General features: G+C 67.5%; 20 protein-coding genes, 1 tRNA gene and 1 rRNA gene. 20 read left to right on the top strand and 2 right to left on the bottom strand.

Annotated features, from left to right (window positions below; all coding sequences use genetic code 11):
• Positions 1-329 precede the first annotated feature (329 nt).
• The 8 genes from ssd (at position 330) to G9373_RS23065 (ending at position 6606) form a co-directional block, all read left to right on the top strand.
• Positions 330-1415, top strand: a complete 1086-nt coding sequence (gene ssd, locus G9373_RS23100) for a septum site-determining protein Ssd (RefSeq protein ID WP_120659853.1) — start codon at positions 330-332, stop codon at positions 1413-1415.
• Positions 1412-2614, top strand: a complete 1203-nt coding sequence (locus G9373_RS23095; protein WP_054248978.1) for a TadA family conjugal transfer-associated ATPase — start codon at positions 1412-1414, stop codon at positions 2612-2614. Before ssd ends, G9373_RS23095 begins: the two co-directional genes overlap by 4 nt.
• The gene (locus tag G9373_RS23090) at positions 2611-3402 is read left to right on the top strand and encodes a type II secretion system F family protein (protein ID WP_054248979.1); all 792 of its coding nucleotides are present in this window, start codon (positions 2611-2613) and stop codon (positions 3400-3402) included. Before G9373_RS23095 ends, G9373_RS23090 begins: the two co-directional genes overlap by 4 nt.
• Entirely contained in the window at positions 3399-3986 is a 588-nt protein-coding gene (locus tag G9373_RS23085; RefSeq protein WP_120659851.1) for a type II secretion system F family protein, read from the top strand. Before G9373_RS23090 ends, G9373_RS23085 begins: the two co-directional genes overlap by 4 nt.
• Before the next feature lie 57 nt (positions 3987-4043).
• Positions 4044-4280: a DUF4244 domain-containing protein gene (locus G9373_RS23080; RefSeq protein WP_005256132.1), complete on the top strand. Its 237-nt coding sequence runs from the start codon at positions 4044-4046 to the stop codon at positions 4278-4280.
• Positions 4280-4654, top strand: coding sequence for a TadE family type IV pilus minor pilin (locus G9373_RS23075; protein ID WP_005256133.1), 375 nt, complete (start codon positions 4280-4282; stop codon positions 4652-4654). Before G9373_RS23080 ends, G9373_RS23075 begins: the two co-directional genes overlap by 1 nt.
• A complete protein-coding gene (locus tag G9373_RS23070; protein WP_005568365.1) occupies positions 4651-5007 on the top strand; it encodes an Rv3654c family TadE-like protein in 357 nt (118 codons plus the stop codon). Before G9373_RS23075 ends, G9373_RS23070 begins: the two co-directional genes overlap by 4 nt.
• 189 nt (positions 5008-5196) lie before the next feature.
• Positions 5197-6606 (top strand): MFS transporter, encoded by a 1410-nt coding sequence (locus G9373_RS23065; protein ID WP_120659850.1) that lies wholly within the window; start codon positions 5197-5199, stop codon positions 6604-6606.
• Positions 6607-6615: 9 nt separating this feature from the next.
• On the opposite strand, the gene G9373_RS23060 is transcribed toward G9373_RS23065, so the two are convergent.
• On the bottom strand, positions 6616-7512 hold the full coding sequence (locus G9373_RS23060; RefSeq protein WP_005256139.1) for a LysR family transcriptional regulator: 897 nt from the start codon (positions 7510-7512) through the stop codon (positions 6616-6618).
• A 110-nt stretch (positions 7513-7622) separates the two neighbouring features.
• On the opposite strand from G9373_RS23060, the gene G9373_RS23055 reads away from it, so the two are divergent.
• Together G9373_RS23055 and G9373_RS23050 are read left to right on the top strand one after the other, a co-directional pair.
• The gene (locus G9373_RS23055; protein WP_005248463.1) at positions 7623-8543 is read left to right on the top strand and encodes a CoA-transferase; all 921 of its coding nucleotides are present in this window, start codon (positions 7623-7625) and stop codon (positions 8541-8543) included.
• Positions 8540-9322 (top strand): 3-oxoadipate--succinyl-CoA transferase subunit B, encoded by a 783-nt coding sequence (locus G9373_RS23050; protein ID WP_005248462.1) that lies wholly within the window; start codon positions 8540-8542, stop codon positions 9320-9322. Before G9373_RS23055 ends, G9373_RS23050 begins: the two co-directional genes overlap by 4 nt.
• An 11-nt stretch (positions 9323-9333) precedes the next feature.
• On the opposite strand, the gene G9373_RS23045 is transcribed toward G9373_RS23050, so the two are convergent.
• Entirely contained in the window at positions 9334-11697 is a 2364-nt protein-coding gene (locus tag G9373_RS23045; RefSeq protein WP_037203506.1) for a DEAD/DEAH box helicase, read from the bottom strand.
• A gap of 396 nt (positions 11698-12093) precedes the next feature.
• Here G9373_RS23045 and G9373_RS23040 point away from each other — a divergent pair, with 396 nt between their 5' ends.
• The 10 genes from G9373_RS23040 to G9373_RS23000 form a co-directional block, all read left to right on the top strand.
• Positions 12094-12297, top strand: coding sequence for a cold-shock protein (locus tag G9373_RS23040; protein WP_005248460.1), 204 nt, complete (start codon positions 12094-12096; stop codon positions 12295-12297).
• Between the two features lie 141 nt (positions 12298-12438).
• Entirely contained in the window at positions 12439-13023 is a 585-nt protein-coding gene (locus G9373_RS23035) for a hypothetical protein (RefSeq protein ID WP_005248448.1), read from the top strand.
• Between the two features lie 137 nt (positions 13024-13160).
• The gene (gene topA, locus G9373_RS23030) at positions 13161-16079 is read left to right on the top strand and encodes a type I DNA topoisomerase (protein ID WP_037203507.1); all 2919 of its coding nucleotides are present in this window, start codon (positions 13161-13163) and stop codon (positions 16077-16079) included.
• A 52-nt stretch (positions 16080-16131) separates the two neighbouring features.
• Positions 16132-17346, top strand: coding sequence for a DNA polymerase III subunit delta' (locus G9373_RS23025; RefSeq protein WP_005568358.1), 1215 nt, complete (start codon positions 16132-16134; stop codon positions 17344-17346).
• A gap of 31 nt (positions 17347-17377) precedes the next feature.
• A tRNA-Thr gene (locus G9373_RS23020) sits at positions 17378-17450 on the top strand.
• Between the two features lie 151 nt (positions 17451-17601).
• Positions 17602-18015, top strand: coding sequence for a DUF3224 domain-containing protein (locus G9373_RS23015; protein WP_005256152.1), 414 nt, complete (start codon positions 17602-17604; stop codon positions 18013-18015).
• Between the two features lie 42 nt (positions 18016-18057).
• Positions 18058-18495, top strand: coding sequence for a DUF2752 domain-containing protein (locus tag G9373_RS23010; protein WP_005256154.1), 438 nt, complete (start codon positions 18058-18060; stop codon positions 18493-18495).
• A 42-nt stretch (positions 18496-18537) separates the two neighbouring features.
• A complete protein-coding gene (locus tag G9373_RS47725; RefSeq protein WP_005248443.1) occupies positions 18538-18660 on the top strand; it encodes a hypothetical protein in 123 nt (40 codons plus the stop codon).
• A 48-nt stretch (positions 18661-18708) separates the two neighbouring features.
• Entirely contained in the window at positions 18709-18906 is a 198-nt protein-coding gene (locus tag G9373_RS23005) for a hypothetical protein (protein ID WP_005568355.1), read from the top strand.
• Between the two features lie 538 nt (positions 18907-19444).
• Positions 19445-19557, top strand: a 16S ribosomal RNA gene (locus G9373_RS23000); the annotation flags it as partial.

Genomic DNA, 19557 nt, shown 5'->3' with positions numbered 1-19557 from the left:
GCCTGAGGAAGGGTCTTTCGGCACTATCGACACGACGGAACGTTCAACAGTTGAACTTGCAAATACTGATCGGGGGAGGTGTAGTATTGCTGATGTCCGGATTTGATCCGGGCGATGTTCAGCCCGACCCCCCGGGGCTGAACACTGACGACCCTCGCCTCCTCCCCCCCTGGCGAGGGTCGTCCTCTGTGTGCGGCAGGTCTGCCGCCTCTCTCGGATCGGTACAAAAATTGGTGCGGTAGTACCAGTTTTTATCCACAGGGCCGAAGTTGTCCACAGTTCGAGCCGAGCCCCTTCCGGCGGTCGCCGGCAGCGGGCACGCTCGCTGCATGGACGCAGAAGGCGGGGGTGAAGTGCTGGTTCTGGTCGACGACCCGGCGCTGTTGCACAGCATCAGGCGCGTGGCGGCAGCGGCCGACCGGGCACTGAACGAGGTCGACGTCGCCGACGCCCGGCACGTCTGGGGGAGTGCCCCGATCGTCGTGCTCGACGCACGCGCAGCCGCCGCGTGCCGCAATCGGCTCCCACGCCGGCGCCGTGTGGTGCTGCTGTGCGACGGGCCGCCGGGCATCGACGAGTGGCGGATCGCGACCGCGGTCGGTGCGGAACACGTGCTCGCGGTGCCCGAGGACGAGTCGGCGCTGGTCGCGGTGCTCGGCGAACAACCTCAGCGTCCCGAGGCGGACGGCACCGTCGTCGCCGTCGTCGGCGGATGTGGCGGGGCGGGTGCCTCCACGCTGGCCGCGGCGACAGCCCTCGCCGCGGCGTCGCGACCGCGGCCCACGCTTCTGCTCGACACCGACTCGTGGGGCTCCGGACTCGACGTCCTGTTGGGCATCGAGGACGTGCCCGGACTGCGGTGGTCGGGTCTGTCGATCGAGGGTGGCCGGATCTCCTCGGGCGCGCTGAGGGACGCACTCCCCGCTTGTGGCGAGTGGCTGCGGGTGCTCGCCTGCAGCAGGACGGGGCACGGCGCCGGCCCGACAGCGGCCGCGGTCCGTGCGGTCACCGATGCCGGCCGCCATGCGGGCGATCTGGTCGTGTGCGACGTGTCCCGGTTCCCCGGCGCGGCCACGGAGACCGTCCTCGAACTCGCCGATCTGGTGGTCCTCGTCGTGCCCGCCACCGTCCGGGCCTGCATCGCCGCGGGAAAGGTGTCGCAGTGGATCACCGAGAGGAACCCCAACCAGGGACTCGTGGTTCGCGGCCCGGCACCCGGTGGGCTCCGCGGCGCCGACGTGGCGGAGGTTCTCGACCTGCCGCTGATCGCGTCGATGCGCGCCGAGCGCGCGCTCACCGGAATGCTCGAACACGGCGGCCTCAGGCCGGGCCGGCGCTCCCCGCTGGGCGCCGCGGCCGAGGCGGTCCTCGACACGGTCGGCAGCAGACCGCGGTCGCGGGAGTGGGCGGCATGAGTTCCCTCGTCACCCCCGACCTCCTCGACCGTGTGCGCGAACGTCTCGCGCACACGTCCGGCGAGCCGACACCGGCCACGGTCGCCGCTGCCATCCGCACCGAGTCCGGTGGCGTGCTCGGCGACACCGACCTGCTCGGGGCGCTGCGGGTGCTCATGACCGAACTCACCGGCGCCGGCCCGCTCGAGTCGTTGCTGACGGAACCCGGAGTCGCGGACGTGCTCGTCACCGCGCCCGACCGCGTGTGGGTCGACCGAGGCCGCGGCCTCGAACGCGCGGCTGTCCGGTTCACCGACGAGGCGGCGGTGCGCAGGCTCGCGCAACGTCTCGCGCTGTCTGCCGGACGCCGCCTCGACGACGCTCAGCCGTGGGTCGACGGAAGGCTGCGGGACGTCGGAAACGGCTCGTTCGGTGTGCGGCTGCATGCCGTCCTCGCTCCCGTGGCTCAGGGCGGAACCTGCCTGTCGCTGCGGGTGCTGCGCCCGGCGACCCAGGGGCTCGGGGCGCTCGTTGCGAGCGGTGCCGTGGCGGAGGCGGCCCACGACCTGCTGGTGACGATCGTGCACGCGCGGCTCGCCTTCCTGGTCACCGGCGGCACCGGCGCAGGCAAGACCACGCTGCTGGCCGCGTTGCTGGGTGCGGTGGACCCGGCGGAACGGATCGTGTGCGTGGAGGACGCCGCGGAGCTGGCGCCGACGCACCCGCACGTGGTCCGGCTCGTGGCTCGGGCACCCAACGTGGAGGGCGTGGGTGAGGTGACCGTCCGGGATCTCGTCCGTCAATCCCTGCGGATGCGCCCCGATCGGATCGTCGTCGGCGAGGTTCGCGGCGCCGAGGTCGTCGACCTGCTGACGGCGCTCAACACGGGTCACGACGGCGGCGCCGGGACGGTGCATGCCAACTCGCCCGAGGAGGTTCCGGCGCGGCTCGAAGCGCTTGCGGCACTGGGTGGAATGGACCGCTCGGCGTTGCACAGTCAGCTGGCCGCCGCGGTCCAGGTGGTTCTGCACGTCCACCGGGCTTCGAGCGGGGCGCGGCGGCTGACGCAGATCGGTGTCGTCACTCGCGACGAGTACGGGCACGTCACGATCGTGCCCGCCTGGAACCACGACACGGGTGAGGGTCCGGCGGTGGACCGGCTCCGCCACTTGTGTTCTCGTCGTGGACCGGAGGATTCGGGGACGGAGGTGCCGGCGTGATCGCCGGTCTGGTGGTGCTTGCCTGCGCAGTGCTGACTGTGCCGTCCGCGAGGTCGCGGCCGCGGTTGCTCGCGGTCACGGGCAGGGAAGGCCCCCGTCGCCGGTTGCGTCTGCCCTGGGTGGTTCCGGCGGCGCTCGCCGGCATCCCGATCGTGTACGAACTGGGCGGACTGTGGGCGGTCCTCGCCGCGACGATCGTCTGTGCAACAGTGCGTTTCAGATCGGTGCGACGCAGTGCGGCGAAAGCGAAGGACGCCGATCTGCGTGTCGTACTGTCGAGTCTCGAGGTGGTGACGGCGGAACTTCGGGTGGGCGCCCATCCGGCTGCCGCATGCCAGACGGCGGCCGACGAAGCGGCAGGCAGTGTGTCGTCGGCATTCCGGGCCGCGTCGGCGCGCTCGCGGCTCGGAGGATCGGCCGCCGACGGGTTCCGGATCGCGGATTCCCGTGTCGGTACCGAGTTGGAGCGGATCGCCGATATCTGGGCGGTGGCCGACGCGCACGGTCTCGCGCTGGCGGAACTGCTCGAAGCGGCACGAACGGACCTGTTGGGACGCAGTCGCTTCCGTCAGCGAACGGAGGCGTCGCTGGCCGGGGCGAGGGCGACGGCGACCGTACTGGCCGGGCTGCCGCTCCTGGGTGTCGGTCTCGGTCAGATGATGGGGGCGGCCCCTCTGACGGTGCTGTTCGGAGGCGGTGTGGGTGGCATCCTGTTGCTGCTCGGTGCGGGGCTGGTGTGCGCGGGCCTGTTGTGGACCGACCGGATCACCGGACGGGTGACGGGATGATCTGGTGTGCGGTACTTCTCCTCGCCTGCGCCGTGCTGGTGCTGCCCGCACCCAGATCGCCGGTGCAGCGACTGCGCGCCGACGGCGTCGGCCCGGGTGATGCGGCATCCGCGATGGACGAGGGCGCGCGCCGCGAGGACCCGCTCGCGATCGCCGCGGCCTTCGACCTGCTGGCAGCGTGCCTGCGCGCCGGACTGCCCGTCGCGACCGCGGCGCAGGCCGTGTCGCGGTCGGCGCCCGCGCCGTTGTCGGAATCGCTTCGCCGCGCCGCGGACCTGCTGTCGCTGGGGGCGGATGCGGCGACCGCATGGGAGGCGGCGGCGTCGGACCCCGCCACCGAATCCCTTGCCCGCATGGCGCGCCGCTCGGCCGCATCGGGATCGTCGCTCGCCGGTTCCATGACGGAACTCGCCGCCGACGGCCGAGTCCAGGTCGAACACCTGGCGGCGGCGTCGGCCGAACGCGCGGGCGTGCTCATCAGCGGTCCTCTCGGGCTGTGCTTTCTTCCGGCATTCCTCTGTCTCGGCATCATCCCGGTCGTCGTCGGGCTGGCCTCGCGGGTGCTGGACGGCGGACTGATGTGACACATCGACACTTCCGGCACAGAACCGCTGCGTCGGACACTCTGAAGGGGGAACACCATGGAACACGGAATCCGGGCGCTGGCGGGAGTTCGGGCGTTGGCGGAAGGTCGGGCACTGACCACCCGCTTGATTCTGCTCGCGACGGACGAGGACGGAATGTCGACGGCGGAGTACGCCATCGGCACCATCGCGGCCGCGGCCTTTGGCGCCGTGCTGTATTCGGTCGTCACCGGCGACAGCATCGTCACGGCGTTGACGAACATCATCGACAAAGCGCTGAACACCGCGGTGTGATGAGTGCTGCCGAGAACCTGCGCCGGTCGGAGGCCGGCGGCGTGACGGTCGAGGCGGCCATCGCGATTGCATCGATCGTGGCGGTGGTCGTGCTGTGTGTCGGCGCGATCACCGCGACGACACTGCACGTCCGGTGTGTCGACTCGGCCCGCGAGGCAGCACGGCTCGCTGCCCGTGGAGATCGCGAGTCGGCGATCTCCACGGCGGCGAGAGTGGCACCCGATGGCGCCGACGTGTCGGTCCGGACCGAGGGGGAGTTCGTCGTCGCGACCGTGCGGGCACGCAGTCCACTCCTTCCGCTCGTGAACATCTCCGCGGAGGCGGTGGCGGCTCTCGAACCCACTGTGCCCGGATGGAGCGGAGGAGGGCCGTGAGTTCGGGGGCCACCGACGACCGCGGGTCCGCGACCGTGACGGGGTGCTGTGCGCTCGCGGCGCTGGTAATGGTCACGGCGTTGCTGGTGCACGTCGGCTCGGCGGTGTCGGTGCGGCACCGGGCGCAGTCCGCCGCAGATCTGGCCGCCCTCGCCGCGGCCGTCGGGCTGGACCGCGGCACCGACGCGGCGTGTGCCGCGGCCCGGGACGTCGCGGGGCGCATGCGCACCGAAGTCGTGTCCTGTGAGGTCGACGACTGGGACGTCGAGGTCGCGGTCACCGCACCGGTGCTTCTGTCCTCGCTGGGTGTCCGGGATGCCCGCGCCGTGGCGAGGGCAGGTCCCGCGGAGTGACGTCGAAGCGAGGAGGCAGGCCGGTGACGCGCATCACGCCAGTGTGTGCGAGGTTTTGGCAATTATGACCAGATTCGGAATAATCCCCCGCTCAGGAAGTATTGGACGGCATGGATCCTGTGATGCGAGTCTCACTGATGTGAGCTGGTTTTCATCCACACCACTCCCTTTGGCGAGAGAGGGCATCACATGACCACGGCACCACCGAAGCGGACCGAGGCCGAGACAAAGGCGCGGAGGGCGGGCATCGCCTCGTTCATCGGCACCACGATCGAGTGGTACGACTTCTACATCTACGGCACCGCGTCGGCGCTGGTCTTCGGTCAGGTGTTCTTCTCCGACACCCTGCCGGCGGGCATGGGCACGCTGCTCGCGTTCGTCACCCTGTGGGCCGGGTTCCTCGCCCGTCCCATCGGCGGCATCGTCTTCGGCCATCTCGGCGACAAGATCGGTCGAAAGAACACGCTGGTCATCACACTCATGATGATGGGCACCGCCACCGTCGGAATCGGACTCCTGCCCTCCTACGCGCAGATCGGAATATGGGCACCCGCCGCCCTGGTGTTCCTCCGGGTCGTTCAGGGTGTGGCAGTGGGCGGTGAATGGGGCGGGGCGGTCCTGATCGCCAGTGAGAACGCACCCAAGGGGAAGGGGATTCTGTACTCGGCGTTCGCCCAGCAGGGGTCGCCCGCCGGAAACCTCCTGGCGACGATGGCGTTCTTCCTGCTCTCCGCCATGCCCACCCCGGCGTTCGTGCTCTACGGCTGGCGCATCCCGTTCCTGATCTCCGCGGCCCTGGTGATCGTCGGCATGATCATCCGTCTCAAGCTCGAAGAGTCGGACGCGATGAAGACCGTGCTGAAGCGCAAGAAGACCGTCGCACTGCCGATCGGTGAGGTGCTGCGCAAGCATTGGGTCCTCGTCCTCCTCGGTGCAGGCGCGCTGCCCCTGGCCCAGGTGACGTACTTCAAGAACACCTTCGCGTTGTCCTGGGCCACCAGCGAACTCGGCTACGACCGGGGCACGTTCCTCGGCGCCATCGCCATCGCCCTCGTGGTCCAGTTCATCGTGCAGCCGTTCGGCGCCGTCCTGGTGTCCCGGATCGACATGCGGAAAGCCATGTGCATCATGGTGATTCCCGAGTTCGTCCTCATGCCGGCAATGTTCTTCGCGATCCGGACCGAGAACTTCGCCATTGCCGTCGTCGTGATGTGCCTCGCGACCATTCCGCACTCGATGTTCTACGGCGCCATCGCCGGAGTGCTCGCGCGTGCCTTCCCCGCCAACATCCGCTATACCGGTCTTTCCGCGGCCTACCAGCTGTGTTCGCTGGTCGTCGGCGGCGGCACCCCGGTGCTGGCGCAGTGGATGCTCAACTCGTCCGGAAACATCGTCGGCGTTGCATTCGTGTCGGCCGGCTATGCCGCCGTCTCCCTGGTCTGCACCCTGTTGTTGCTGAACCGGACCGGATTCGACGCGCGCCGGTTGTCGACCGCGGAGCAATCCGACGCGGACGAACTGCAGCTCGACATCGATGAGGAGGATGCGGTGGACACCGCTCCGAGTGCAGGGCAGGCCCGTGCGGCAGCCCACACCTGACCGCGCAGGTCATTCCGGAGTGGGCAATGCCTCCTCGGACAGCCTGAGGACTTCCCGCAAGGCGGCGTTGTCGTCGTCCGCTCGCCACGCGATCCGCAGTTGCAGGGTGCTGGGACCGCCGACCAGCGGGAGGAACACGACATCCGGGTTGTTCACGTTCTCGGCCACGGAGGAGACGGTCAACGCGCAGCCGACCTCCGCGGACACCAACGCCATCAGCGCCATCGAGTCCGGCGCGCTCTGCACGATCCGGGGCGTGAAACCGGCGTCGTGGGCCGCCCTCTGCAGGGAGTCACGCAGCGCCGATCCGGGATCGGCGGGCAGCGTCACCCAGGGCTCGGTGGCCAGTTCCTCGATGCGAACGCCGTCCCTGCCTGCGAGCGGGTGGTCGGTGGGCAGGGCCACCACGAAGTCCTCGTTGAGGATGACGCGGGACGCGATGCCCGGCGGGGTGAAGATCCACCGGACCAGACCGATGTCGAGGGTTCCGTCGAGAAGCTTGTTCAGTGCTTCGCTCGCGAAAGCGGAACTGTCCAGGACGAATTCGATACCCGGGTGGGTGTGCCGGACGAGTTTCGCCCACCGCCCGATGAGCAGGTGGGACGAGACTCCGGCGAAGCCGATGCGGACCCGGCCGACCTGTCCGCGCCCGGCGGCGGCGACGGCGATTTCCGCGAGCCGGCAGGCGTCCAGGATCTCGCGTGCCGGGCCGAGCAGTGCCTCACCGGCGGAGGTCAACCGGACGTTCCGCGTGTTTCTTTCGAAAAGAGTTGCCCCGAGCTGCTTTTCCAGTCGCCGAATCGTGCGGCTCAGCGGCGGCTGGGCCGAGTGCAGGCGCTGTGCGGCGCGGCCGAAGTGCAACTCCTCGGCGACCGCGAGAAAGGCAGTGATCTGAGAAATCTCCACGGGAGAACTATTGCAGTTCCGGCAACAGATTTGTCAACACTATTGAGTCAAACGGCGGTAATCCGGTGGGGAAGGTCCCGAGGCGACGTCCCGTCGTTCCGGAGAAGGGCATGGCGATGAGCAAAGTGGTCAGCATGGCGGAAGCCATAGGAACGTACGTCGAAGACGGCATGACCGTGTGCCTCGAGGGCTTCTCGCATCTCATCTCGTTCGCGGCTGCGCACGAGATCATCCGGCAACAGCGGCAGAACCTCACGCTGTGCCGGATGACTCCCGACATCGTGTCGGATCAACTCGTGGCCGCCGGTTGTGTCACCAAGCTCGTGGCCTCGTTCTTCGCGAGCGGATCCGCCGGATCGCTGCACGAGTTGCGACGCCGTATCGAGCATCACGATCCGGTGGCCCTCGAGGTCGAGGAGTACAGCCACTACGGAATGGTCTGCCGCTATCAGGCGGGCGCCGCGCGCCTGCCGTTCTTTCCGCTGCGCTCCTATGCCGGAAGCGACCTTCCGCGGCTCAATCCCCGAATTCGGCTCGTCGACGATCCCTACGGGGAGGGCACCGTGTACGTCGTGCCTCCGCTGAACCCGGACGTCACCATCGTTCACGCGCAGCGCGCCGACCGTCACGGCAACGTGCAGATCTGGGGTATCTCCGGGGTGCAGCAGGAAGCGGTGTACGCCGCGGGGAAGGCGATCGTGGTCGTCGAGGAGATCGTCGACGACGAGGTCGTCCGCTCCGACCCCAGTCGCACGCTGATCCCTTCTCACGCGGTCGATGCCGTCGTCGTCTGTCCGCGCGGGGCGCATCCGTCCTACGTGCAGGGCTACTACGACCGGGACTGCGCGTTCTACCGACGCTGGACCGCGATCAGCAAGGACTCCGCACTCCTGCAGGCATGGCTGAAGGAGTGGATCCACGGCACCGCGAATCACGACGAGTACCTGGACAAACTCGGCGGCGACTACTGGAACGACCTCGCCGTCGAGCCGCGATTCTCCGAACCAGTCGACTACGGGAGCCGGAAATGACCACAGCACCAGTCGGAGCGATCTCGGCGACCGAGGTCATCGTGTCCGTTGCCGCCCGCGAACTCGCCGGGAAGGGGCGCGTCTTCGCCGGCGTCGGACTCCCGACGCTCGCCGTCGATCTGGCCAAGCGGACCAGCAACCCGGACGTCGAACTGATCTACGAATCGGGAGTGTGCGGCGCGCACCCCGCCGCGATGGCCGAGGGCATCGCCGACTCGGTCGTCGTGTCGGGCGCGGAGTCGGTGGTGTCGATGTCGGCGCTGTTCGGCTACGTGCTGCAGGGCGGCAACGTCGACGTCGGATTTCTCGGCGCGGCCCAGATCGACCGGTACGGGAGCCTCAACACCAGCATCATCGGAGACTGGGACAAGCCGACGGTCCGGTTGCCCGGTGCCGGTGGCGCCGTGGAGATCATGCCCAACGCCGGCGAGATCTTCGTGGTGATGCGGCGACACGACCCGAGCGCTTTCCCCGCGGAACTCGACTTCTGCACGTCGCCGAGTCCCGTCCGGGCCCGGGCGGCAGGTGACGGGATCATGCCTCGGGGCCGAGGGGTGACGAAGGTGTTCACGAACCTCGGGGTGCTGTCGCGGCAGGGTCCGTTCGACGAACTCGAGCTGGTCAGCGTGCACGAGGGGGTCACTGTCGACGACGTGCGAGCCCAGACCGGCTGGGAGCTGAAGGTCGCGGACGATCTCACGGTCACCGCCCCGCCGACCGGCGAGGAGATTCACCTGCTCCGCGACGTGATCGACAAGGTTCGGCTGTATCTGCGCTGACCGGGAGACCGTCAGCCGAGCGAGGCCAGAACCGCCGTGAGGACCCGGATCGCGCCGTCCTTGTCGAGGGGATCGTTGCCGTTTCCGCACTTCGGTGAGTACACGCAGGACGGGCACCCCGAGGTGCATTCGCACGATTCGATCGCCTCGCGGGTCGCGCCGAGCCAACGGGTGAGTTCGGCGTGACCTCGGTCGGCGAATCCTGCGCCGCCTGCGTGACCGTCGTAGACGAACACGGTGGGAAGTCCGGTGTCGGCGTGCAACGCGGTCGAGACGCCGCCGATGTCGCCTCGATCGCACACCGCGACGAGAGGCAGGAGGCCGATCGCGGCATGTTCGGCGGCGTGGAGCGAACCGGGCACGCGTTCGGCCGGAACACCCGCCTGCACCAGAAGTTCCGGGGTGATCGTGTACATCACCGCACGGGTGGGGAGGGTCTGCCTCGGCATGTCCAGTTCGACCGCGTCGAGAACCTCGCCCGAAGACAGTCGTCGGAGGTATCCGATCACCTGATGGGTCACCTCGACCTCGACGAGCGCGACCTCGACGTCGCCGAACTGCTTCTGCTCGAGAACGGAGGTGACCGTGATCTCGGTGGTCTCGCGGGCCGAGGTCGTCCAGTCGGGGTCCTCCGCGTGCACCAGGGCGAGTCCCTGGTCGAGATCGAGTTCGTCGACGACGTACGACTCACCCTGATGGATGTGGACGGCGCCGGGATGCGCCGTGGCGGGAGCGCGGCCGGTGTCGACGGTTCCGAGCATGCGTCCGGATTCCGACACGACAATTGCCACCTGGGTACCGATCCCACCCCGGATATCCACTGCGCCATGAGGATTTGTGCCGGCGGTGACGAACCAGCCGTGGGCGCGCCGACGGATCAGGCCCTGCTCCGCCAGCTTTCCGAGGACGTCGATCGCCCCGAACGCCTCGGCCTCGGCGTCGGACAGTGGTAGTTCCATTGCCGCGCAGAGCAACTGCGGGCCGAGGACGTAGGGATTGCTCGGGTCCGTGACGGTCGCCTCGACGGGCTTGTCGAGCAGCGCGGACGGGTGGTGGACGAGGTAGGTGTCGAGGGGATCGTCACGCGCGACCAGGACTACGAGCGAACCTTCGCCGCGTCGGCCGGAGCGGCCTCCCTGTTGCCAGAACGACGCCACCGTGCCGGGGAACCCGGCGACCACGACGGCGTCGAGGCCGGCGATGTCGACGCCGAGCTCGAGCGCATTCGTCGTCGCCGCTCCCAGCAGCGTGCCGTCGGCGAGCGCGGTCTCGAGCTCACGCCGATCCTCGGCGAGGTACCCGGCTCGATACGACGCGACCCGGGCCGAGAGTTCGGGATCGATCTCCCCGAGTAGGCGTTTGGTCGCCATCGCGGTCAGCTCCGCGCCCCGGCGGGAGCGCACGAAGGTGAGCGTGCGGGCCCCTTCGACCATCAGGTCGGCCATGATGCGCGCGGCCTCCGAACCGGCGGGCCGTCGTACGGGGCTTCCGTTCTCGCCGGTGACCTCCCGCATGAGCGGGGGTTCCCACAGCGCGACCGTCCGGGGGCCGTGCGGTGAACCGTCTTCCACGACCTCGGCGCAGGGCGCGCCGATCAGCCGCGACGCCGCCGCCCCGGGATCCGCCGTGGTGGCGGACGCGAGGACGAAGACGGGATCGGCGCCGTACCGGGCCGCGATGCGCCGGAGCCGCCGCAGTACGAGCGCGACATTCGAGCCGAAGACACCACGGTAGGAGTGGCATTCGTCGATCACCACGTAGGCCAGATTGCGGAAGAAATGCGCCCATCGCTGATGGGTCCGGAGGAGGGAGATGTGCAGCATGTCGGGGTTCGTGAAGAGCCACCGCGAGTTCTCCCTCGCCCAGTGCCGCACCTCGAGTGGGGTGTCGCCGTCGAACACGCACGGGCACACGCTCCGGAGGTCGTCCCCGGCATCCAGGACTTCCGAGTCGATGAGCGAGGTCACGGCCCGCAGCTGGTCTGCGCCCAGCGCCTTGGTCGGGGAGAGGTAGAGGGCGGTCGCCCGCGGATCCGTTGCCAGAGTGGTGAGTACCGGAAGCTGGTAGGCCAGCGACTTGCCCGAGGCGGTGCCGGTCGACACCACGACGTTCGTCCCGTGACGGGCCAGGTCGGCGGCGGCGGCCTGATGGGTCCAGGGGCGGGGGATCCCGTTCTCCTGCATGGCCCGGACGACGCTCGGGTGCGCCCACGCCGGCCATTCCGACAGCTGAGAAGTCCGGGCAGGCATTTCCGCGGCGAAAGTGAGCGGGTTTTCGTCTCGGGGAACTCCCTCGAGGACTCGGTTCAGTAGCGCTCGGCCGTATGTTTCGCCCGTGTTTCCACTGTCGTCACGTGGTGAAAACGGTGTGCTCACTGATGTCTCCGGGCTGTCGTAGGGGACGGGCGAGTAACTTCCACACCGCCACGACCTGCGCATTTGATGATAACGAGTGCCTCTCCAGGGCTGTCGCCCGGGGTGTCGCGACCCCCTCATGAATCCGCTGTTTCGTGCCTGTTCGCTACAAGATCAACTTTTTGTGTGAATTGTTCGGATTTCGACTGTTGCGTTCGCGGAGTTCATGGTTGACTACAACTGGTCGCAGCTTCTGTGTTCGTAGGCTTGAAAGAGTGAACGTTCGCAGGATCGATGTTGCGAACGCGGTGCTCTGCTTTTCCTGAGGGGGAAATCTAGTAGTACAGCGGTCGGAACCGGCCCGGCGGACTGTATGTGCTGTCCGCCGAATCCGGTGTTAGAAAGAGAAGGAAAAGCATGGCACAGGGCACTGTGAAGTGGTTCAACGCGGAAAAGGGCTTCGGCTTCATCGCACCCGAAGACGGCTCCGCTGACGTCTTCGTTCACTACTCCGAGATCCAGGGCAGCGGCTTCCGCACCCTCGAGGAGAACCAGCGCGTGGAGTTCGAGGTCGGCCAGGGCACCAAGGGCCCCCAGGCTACCGGCGTTCGCGCAGTCTGATTCTGCCGTTCACATTCGTGAACACGTAAATCAGATAGGCGGGGTCCTCGTGACCGCGTCTGATTCGTCCCCCATCGCCTGAGGCGGTGGGGGACGAGTCGTTTTCACGGCAACGGTGCCGTGGCATAAGGGGGTACTTCAGTGAGCCAGCTCTCCTTCTTCTCCGCGGAGGCGATGCCGCCGGCAGTCACCGATCTGTGCGGTCTTCTCGCCGCGACGGGTCAGGTGGTCACATCGGCCGGGCGTGCGCGCATCTCGATCGTGGTCGACGCCCAGTGGCGGGCGGAGGCGATTGCGGAGTTGATCGCCCAGGCCGGACTCGAGGTCGAGATCACGCGCAGCGACGAGGGAAGCCCGCTGGTCCGCACCGCCTCGGTCGTCGACTTGCGGCCGCTCGCGGACCAGTGGACGAGGGGAGCGGTCAAGGCCGTGCCCTCCGGCTGGGTGCCGTCGGGGCGTCAGTTGAGGGTGTGGGCTCTCGCGTCGGGCAGGAGCGAAGCGGAGGGGGAACGGTTCGTCCTCGGACTCGATCCGCACGCCCCGGATACCCACGCGCCGTTGGCTCAGGCATTGATGAGAGCGGGCATCGCGCCGACGCTGATCGGCACCCGGGGCTCCGGTCCGGGGCTCCGAATCTCGGGTCGGCGTAGGCTCGGCAGACTCGTCGAGAGCATCGGTGAGGCGCCCGGAAATTTGGACGACCGTACCGGTTGGCCCCACGTGTAGAGCCGCGTAGACGGTACTGATCTGCGAGGATGGGTTCCGGGTATGTCACTCTAGTAATAGGCGAACCGGGTATAAAAGGGTTTGTCTGCACAACTGTCGAGTGGCAGCGATCGACTTCAGGAAGGCTCGGGCTACAGGTGGCTAAAGGGGACAACGGCAGTGCACAGGGTGCGGCGGGAGCGTCCGGCCAGCCTCGCCGCCTCGTGATCGTCGAGTCGCCGACCAAGGCCCGCAAGATCGCCCCGTACCTCGGAAAGAACTATGTCGTCGAGGCGTCGGTCGGCCACATTCGTGACCTTCCGCGCGGAGCCGCAGACGTCCCGGCCAAGTACAAGGGTGAGTCGTGGGCGCGGCTCGGCGTCAACGTCGATCATGATTTCGAACCGCTCTACGTGGTCAGTCCGGAGAAGAAGTCCAAGGTCACGGAGCTGAAGAGCCTGCTCAAGGACGCCGACGAACTCTTCCTCGCCACCGACCCCGACCGCGAGGGCGAAGCGATCGCCTGGCACCTCCTCGAGACGCTCAAGCCGAAGATCCCGGTTCGCCGGATGGTCTTCCACGAGATCACCGAGCCGGCCATCCGAGCCGCGGCCGAGGACACCCGCGAACTCGACAACGACCTGGTCGATGCGCAGGAGACACGCCGCATCCTCGACCGTCTGTACGGCTACGAGGTCAGCCCCGTGCTGTGGAAGAAGGTCATGCCGAGGCTGTCGGCGGGCCGCGTGCAGTCCGTCGCCACTCGCGTCATCGTGCAGCGTGAACGCGAGCGGATGGCGTTCCGCTCGGCGTCCTACTGGGACATCTCCGCCACCCTCGACGCCGGCGCCGAGGCCAGCCCCCGCAGTTTCGGGGCGCGTCTGGTGAGCGTCGACGGCTCCCGGGTGGCCACCGGCCGCGACTTCGGCGCGGACGGCCAGCTGAAGACGAGCACCGTCACGGTTCTGGACGAGGCACGGGCGCAGCGTCTGGCCGAGTCCCTCGCCGGTGTCGACCTCACCGTCTCCTCCGCCGAGAGCAAGCCGTACACCCGCAAGCCGTACGCGCCGTTCATGACGTCGACGCTGCAGCAGGAGGCGGGCCGCAAGCTCCGCTTCACGTCCGAGCGGACCATGCGCATCGCGCAGCGGCTGTACGAGAACGGCTACATCACCTACATGCGTACCGACTCGACGACGCTGTCGTCGTCGGCGATCGCTGCCGCCCGCGCGCAGGCCACCGAGTTGTACGGCGCCGAGTACGTGCACGACACACCGCGCCAGTACACGCGAAAGGTCAAGAACGCGCAGGAGGCGCACGAGGCCATCCGCCCGGCCGGTGACGTGTTCCAGACCCCGGGTCAGCTGCACTCCCGCCTCGACACCGACGAGTTCCGCCTATACGAGCTGATCTGGCAGCGGACCGTGGCGTCGCAGATGGCGGACGCGCGGGGCACGACGCTGACCCTGCGGATCACCGGAACCGCGGGCACCGGCGAGGAGTGCACCTTCTCCGCGTCGGGCCGCACCATCACGTTCGCCGGATTCCTGAAGGCCTACGTGGAGAGTGTCGACGAGGAGGCCGGCGGCCAGTCCGACGACGCCGAGTCGCGCCTGCCGGTGCTCGTCGAGGGCCAGGCGGTCACCGCCACCAAGCTCGATCCCGACGGCCACACCACCAACCCGCCCGCCCGCTACACCGAGGCGAGCCTGATCAAGACCCTCGAAGAGCTGGGCATCGGCCGCCCGTCCACCTATTCGTCGATCATCAAGACCATTCTCGATCGCGGATACGTCTACAAGCGCGGCAGCGCGCTGGTCCCGTCGTGGGTCGCGTTCGCCGTCATCGGCCTCCTCGAGATGCACTTCGGGCGGTTGGTCGACTTCGACTTCACCGCAGGGATGGAAGACGACCTCGACGCGATCGCGGGTGGCCGGGAACAGCGCGGCAACTGGCTGAGCAGTTTCTACTTCGGCGGCGATCACGGCGCCGAGGGCTCGGTTGCCCGTGAAGGCGGCCTGAAGAAGATGGTCGGCGTCAACCTCGAGGAGATCGACGCTCGCGAGGTCAACTCGATCAGGCTCTTCGACGACGCCGAGGGCCGCGAAGTGCACGTCCGCGTCGGACGGTTCGGTCCGTACCTCGAGCGGATGGTCCAGAACCCGGACGACCCCGACGGCGACCTCATCTCGCAGCGGGCCAACCTGCCCGACGACCTTCCGCCGGACGAGCTGACACCGGAGTACGCGGAGAAGCTGTTCTCGACCCCGCAGGAGGGTCGCAAGCTGGGCGTCGACCCGCTGACCGGACACGAGATCGTCGCGAAGGAGGGCCGCTTCGGCCCCTACGTCACCGAGATCCTTCCCGAGCCGGAACCGGAGCCCGAACCGGCCGTGGTGCCGGTGCCCGACGAATCGGGCGACGGGACGACCAAGACCAAGACGGCTGCCAAGAAGGCGCCGGCGAAGAAGGCAGCGAAGAAGGCCACGGGTCCGAAGCCGCGGACGGGTTCGCTGCTCAAGTCGATGGACCTGGCGACGGTGACTCTCGACGACGCCCTCAGGCTGCTGTCGCTGCCGCGTGTGGTGGGTGTCGATCCGGAGTCGAAGGAAGAGATCACCGCGCAGAACGGTCGCTACGGCCCGTACCTGAAGAAGGGGACGGATTCGCGGTCCCTCGCCACCGAGGACCAGATGTTCACGGTGACCCTCGACGAGGCTCTGAAGATCTACGCGGAGCCCAAGCGTCGCGGACGTCAGGCCGCCGCCACTCCGCCGCTGCGTGAGCTGGGTGTCGACTCGGTCAGCGAGAAGCCGATGGTGATCAAGGACGGCCGGTTCGGGCCGTACGTGACCGACGGTGAAACCAACGCCAGCCTCCGCAAGGGCGACGAGGTGGAGTCCATCACCGACGCTCGCGCTTCGGAACTGCTGGCGGATCGGCGTGCCCGCGGTCCCGTCAAGAAGAAGGCCGCCGCGAAGAAGGCACCCGCCAAGAAGGCTGCAAAGAAGACCGCCGCCAAGAAGGCGCCGGCCAAGAAGGCGGCCTCGAAGAAGGCAGCGGACAAGAAGGCGTGAGCCGGTACCTCGGGCCGGTCGGGTTGTCGCACGTGCCGGTTAGGCTGGCGCGGTGACGGTATTCGACCGGTTGGTGGGCCAGGAGGACGTCGAGGCCGAGCTGACGGCCGCTGCGACTGCCGCCCGTCGTGGAGTCGGTGCGATGGGCTCCTCGATGACGCATTCGTGGCTGTTCACCGGCCCGCCCGGATCGGGTAGGTCGGTGGCCGCGCAGTGTTTCGCCGCCGCACTCCAATGCACCAGCGACGGCGTTCCCGGCTGCGGCGTCTGCCACGCCTGCACCACCGCGATGGCCGGTACCCACGGCGACGTCCGGCAAGTCGTCCCCGAGGGCCTGAGCATCAGCGTCAAGGAGATGCGTGCCATCGTGCAGACGGCTGCTCGCCGGCCGAGCACCGGGCGTTGGCAGATCGTGGTCGTCGAGGACGCGGACCGGCTCACCGAGGGTGCGGCCAACGCTCTCCTGAAAGTGGTGGAGGAGCCGCCGGATCGCACCGTGTTCCTGTTGTGTGCGCCCTCCGTCGACCCGCAGGACATCTCCGTGACGCTGCGGTCGCGCTGCCGGCACATCCATCTCGTGACCCCGTCGGCCGACTCCATAGCCAAGGTCCTGCGCGAGCGGGACGGCCTGGATCCCGCCGATGCACAACTGGCGGCCTCGATCAGCGGCGGTCACGTCGGGCGAGCCCGGCGTCTCGCGACGGATCTGAACGCCAAGGTGCGTCGTAAGGACGCTTTGGATCTCGCTGTCGCGGCACTGCGGCCCGCTACCGCGTTCGCTGCGGCGGAGGAACTGGTGCGTTCCGCCGACGCAGAGGCGAAGGAGATGAGCGCGGCCAGGGACGAGCAGGAGACCGAGGAGTTGCGCACGGCTCTGGGGGCGGGCGGCACCGGTAAGGGTGCTGCCGGAGCCCTGCGAGGCTCGGCCGGCGTGCTGAAGGATCTCGAGAAGCGCCAGAAGTCCCGGGCCACTCGCACGGGCCGTGACGCACTCGATCGTGCACTGATCGATCTGGCCGGTCTCTATCGCGACGCGCTCGCCGTCGCATGGAAATCGAACGCGGCCGCGAACCACCCGGACATGGCGGATCGCGCGGCCGACCTCGCCTCGCGAACAACCCCGGAAGGCCTTCTGAAGTGCATCGAAGCCGTCCTCGAGTGCCGCGAGGCGATCACCGTCAACGTCAAACCGCAGTGGGCTGTCGATGCCATGGTGGCCACTCTCGGCGACGCGTTCAGGGAGCCGTTTTCGCATACTCGGGGTTGAGGCGCTAGACTCGCCACCGCCGAAAGGCACCGCTGCCTTAGCTCAGTCGGTAGAGCATTTCACTCGTAATGAAAAGGTCGAGAGTTCGATTCTCTCAGGCAGCTCAGCGGTCCTCTGGCCCTTCCCGATCAGTCGGGAAGGGCCAGAGTCGTCTCCGGGGTCGGGACACCTTCGCCGTGTCGGATATGTACAAGAAGTTCGGGACCGCTCCCGCGATGCTGGGGCGACTCACTTCTCCGTCCCGGAAGGCACACCATGTCCACTCGTCATGCCGCCAGCACGTTCGACGTCAGCGATTTCAGCCCGCGGGACTGGTCTCCGTCCGTCGCCACCGGCGTCACCCCGGGCGACATCGACATGGTGAAGAACTTCTCCGGCGACATCGAGGGCCGGTCGGTCACCAGATTCGTCGGCGGTCTCACCGAGGATCAGAGTGCGGGCGCCTACGCGGCGTGGGAGAGCTTCGAAGGTTCGATCGACGGTGTCGCCGGCTCCTTCGCCTTCCTGCACATGCAGGTGCTGTCGGACAGCACGGTCGAGGCAATGGCGCTGCACATCGTTCCGAGCAGCGGTACCGGAGGCTTGGCGGGACTTGCCGGTGCGGGTGGGATCCGCGTCGACGAGGACGGTACCCACCGTCTGTGGCTGGACTACTCGCTTCCCGACTGACTGTCGGCACCGGAGACCGGAAGAATCGTGAACACTGGACACGTGGACACCCAGAGCGGAACTCCGACGACGCCGGCGGTCGGTCTCCGTGCACTCGATGCGCCCGCCGCTGTGGCCGCCGGCGCCGTTGTCGCCGCCGCGATCCTCCACTTCCGGGATCCGCACGAGCCCGGTTCGTACGGCTTCTGTCCGGTCTACGCCCTGACCGGGTGGTGGTGCCCGGCCTGTGGTGGGTTGAGGGCGGTGCACGACCTCACCAACCTCGACATCGGCGCGGCTGTGGCCGGCAATGTTCTGATCGTCCCGTTCATCGCGGTGATGGTCTTCGCCTGGATCGGATGGGCACGTCGCCGTTGGCGAGGACGACGCGATCGCACGATCGTGTTCGGTCCGCGAGTGACAGTCGGTGTGCTCATTTTCCTTGCGGCGTTTACCGTCACCAGGAACACATCTTGGGGAAGCTGGCTCGCGCCGGTCTGACACCTGGTCGCCGCGGGCACGAAACAGAGAGTCGGTTCACAGATGGCAATGCAGGTCTTTTCGTTGATCGCGATCCTGGGCGCGCTGATCGTCCTCATTCCGACCGCGCTGCGAGTCTTCGGCAAGAGCGACAATGTGAAGGCGCCGGACGAGACCGAGGAATGAGTTCGGTGCACTCTCGACAACCCACCGCCGCGCGGTCATGATTTCGATATGAGCGATTCGCTGAAGGACCGGGTGCGCGAGAAGCTGTTGCGCCAGCTGGCCGAGGACGGGGGGCACCCAGTCCAGGAGGCGGAGGGGGACGATCCACGATTGGTTTCCATCGACGCCGACCTCGCGGCTTTGGAGCAGGCCTCGGACGGTGATGTGGTGATCGAGGAGCTGGCTGCCAAGTACTGGGTGCCCTGAATCGGCGTTTCGCAGCGTTGACCTGGCGATTTGGTGTTCTTGTTTCCCTTCGCGTAACTTATTCCAGGTCAGAGCGACACGGACACCGACCCCGGCCGGAAGGCGGGGGACACGAGGTTGGACGCAGGCGCCTGGTAAATCGGAAGTTCACTGTCGTGTACGGTGGTGCTTCCATCCCGGTTAGATTCTGATCAGCGTCTCGGCTTGCGCCGGTGAGGCTGGTAGGATAAGATGGAACGGTTGCCCCGGAGCGGCTGGCGAGTGAGCCAGAAGTGATGGTGTGTGCGTGTTCTTTGAGAACTCAACAGTGTGTCGATGAATGTCAGTGCCAAATGTTTTTGGTACTCCGCATCGCGGATGATCAACTGGCCCTTGTGGTTTGGTTGTGAGTTGTGGTGTGGGTATTTGCTGGCTCTTCTCCTTCTTCCGTCGGAGGGGGGTCAGTGTTTGAAAATGCTAGTTTGAGTTTTTGATTGCTAGTGATTTGACTCGATGTCTATGACTGATTTTGCAGGTTCGCCTGTGATTTCTAGAGTCTTCAACGGAGAGTTTGATCCTGGCTCAGGACGAACGCTGGCGGCGTGCTTAACACATGCAAGTCGAGCGGTAAGGCCCTTCGGGGTACACGAGCGGCGAACGGGTGAGTAACAC

This window comes from Rhodococcus sp. A14 (genome assembly GCF_011603105.1).
Lineage (GTDB): Bacteria > Actinomycetota > Actinomycetes > Mycobacteriales > Mycobacteriaceae > Rhodococcus_F > Rhodococcus_F opacus.
The sequence above is the reverse complement of the archived record's forward strand: the minus strand, read 5'-3'. Positions and strand labels throughout refer to the sequence as shown.

Coding starts and splice junctions, on each gene's coding strand:
- ssd (WP_120659853.1), top strand. CDS start 330: ATGGACGCAGAAGGCGGGGGTGAAGTGCTGGTTCTGGTCGACGACCCG.
- G9373_RS23085 (WP_120659851.1), top strand. CDS start 3,399: ATGATCTGGTGTGCGGTACTTCTCCTCGCCTGCGCCGTGCTGGTGCTG.
- G9373_RS23015 (WP_005256152.1), top strand. CDS start 17,602: ATGTCCACTCGTCATGCCGCCAGCACGTTCGACGTCAGCGATTTCAGC.
- G9373_RS23040 (WP_005248460.1), top strand. CDS start 12,094: ATGGCACAGGGCACTGTGAAGTGGTTCAACGCGGAAAAGGGCTTCGGC.
- G9373_RS23095 (WP_054248978.1), top strand. CDS start 1,412: ATGAGTTCCCTCGTCACCCCCGACCTCCTCGACCGTGTGCGCGAACGT.
- G9373_RS23005 (WP_005568355.1), top strand. CDS start 18,709: ATGAGCGATTCGCTGAAGGACCGGGTGCGCGAGAAGCTGTTGCGCCAG.
- G9373_RS23080 (WP_005256132.1), top strand. CDS start 4,044: ATGGAACACGGAATCCGGGCGCTGGCGGGAGTTCGGGCGTTGGCGGAA.
- G9373_RS23065 (WP_120659850.1), top strand. CDS start 5,197: ATGACCACGGCACCACCGAAGCGGACCGAGGCCGAGACAAAGGCGCGG.
- G9373_RS23050 (WP_005248462.1), top strand. CDS start 8,540: ATGACCACAGCACCAGTCGGAGCGATCTCGGCGACCGAGGTCATCGTG.
- G9373_RS23075 (WP_005256133.1), top strand. CDS start 4,280: ATGAGTGCTGCCGAGAACCTGCGCCGGTCGGAGGCCGGCGGCGTGACG.
- G9373_RS47725 (WP_005248443.1), top strand. CDS start 18,538: ATGGCAATGCAGGTCTTTTCGTTGATCGCGATCCTGGGCGCGCTGATC.
- G9373_RS23055 (WP_005248463.1), top strand. CDS start 7,623: ATGGCGATGAGCAAAGTGGTCAGCATGGCGGAAGCCATAGGAACGTAC.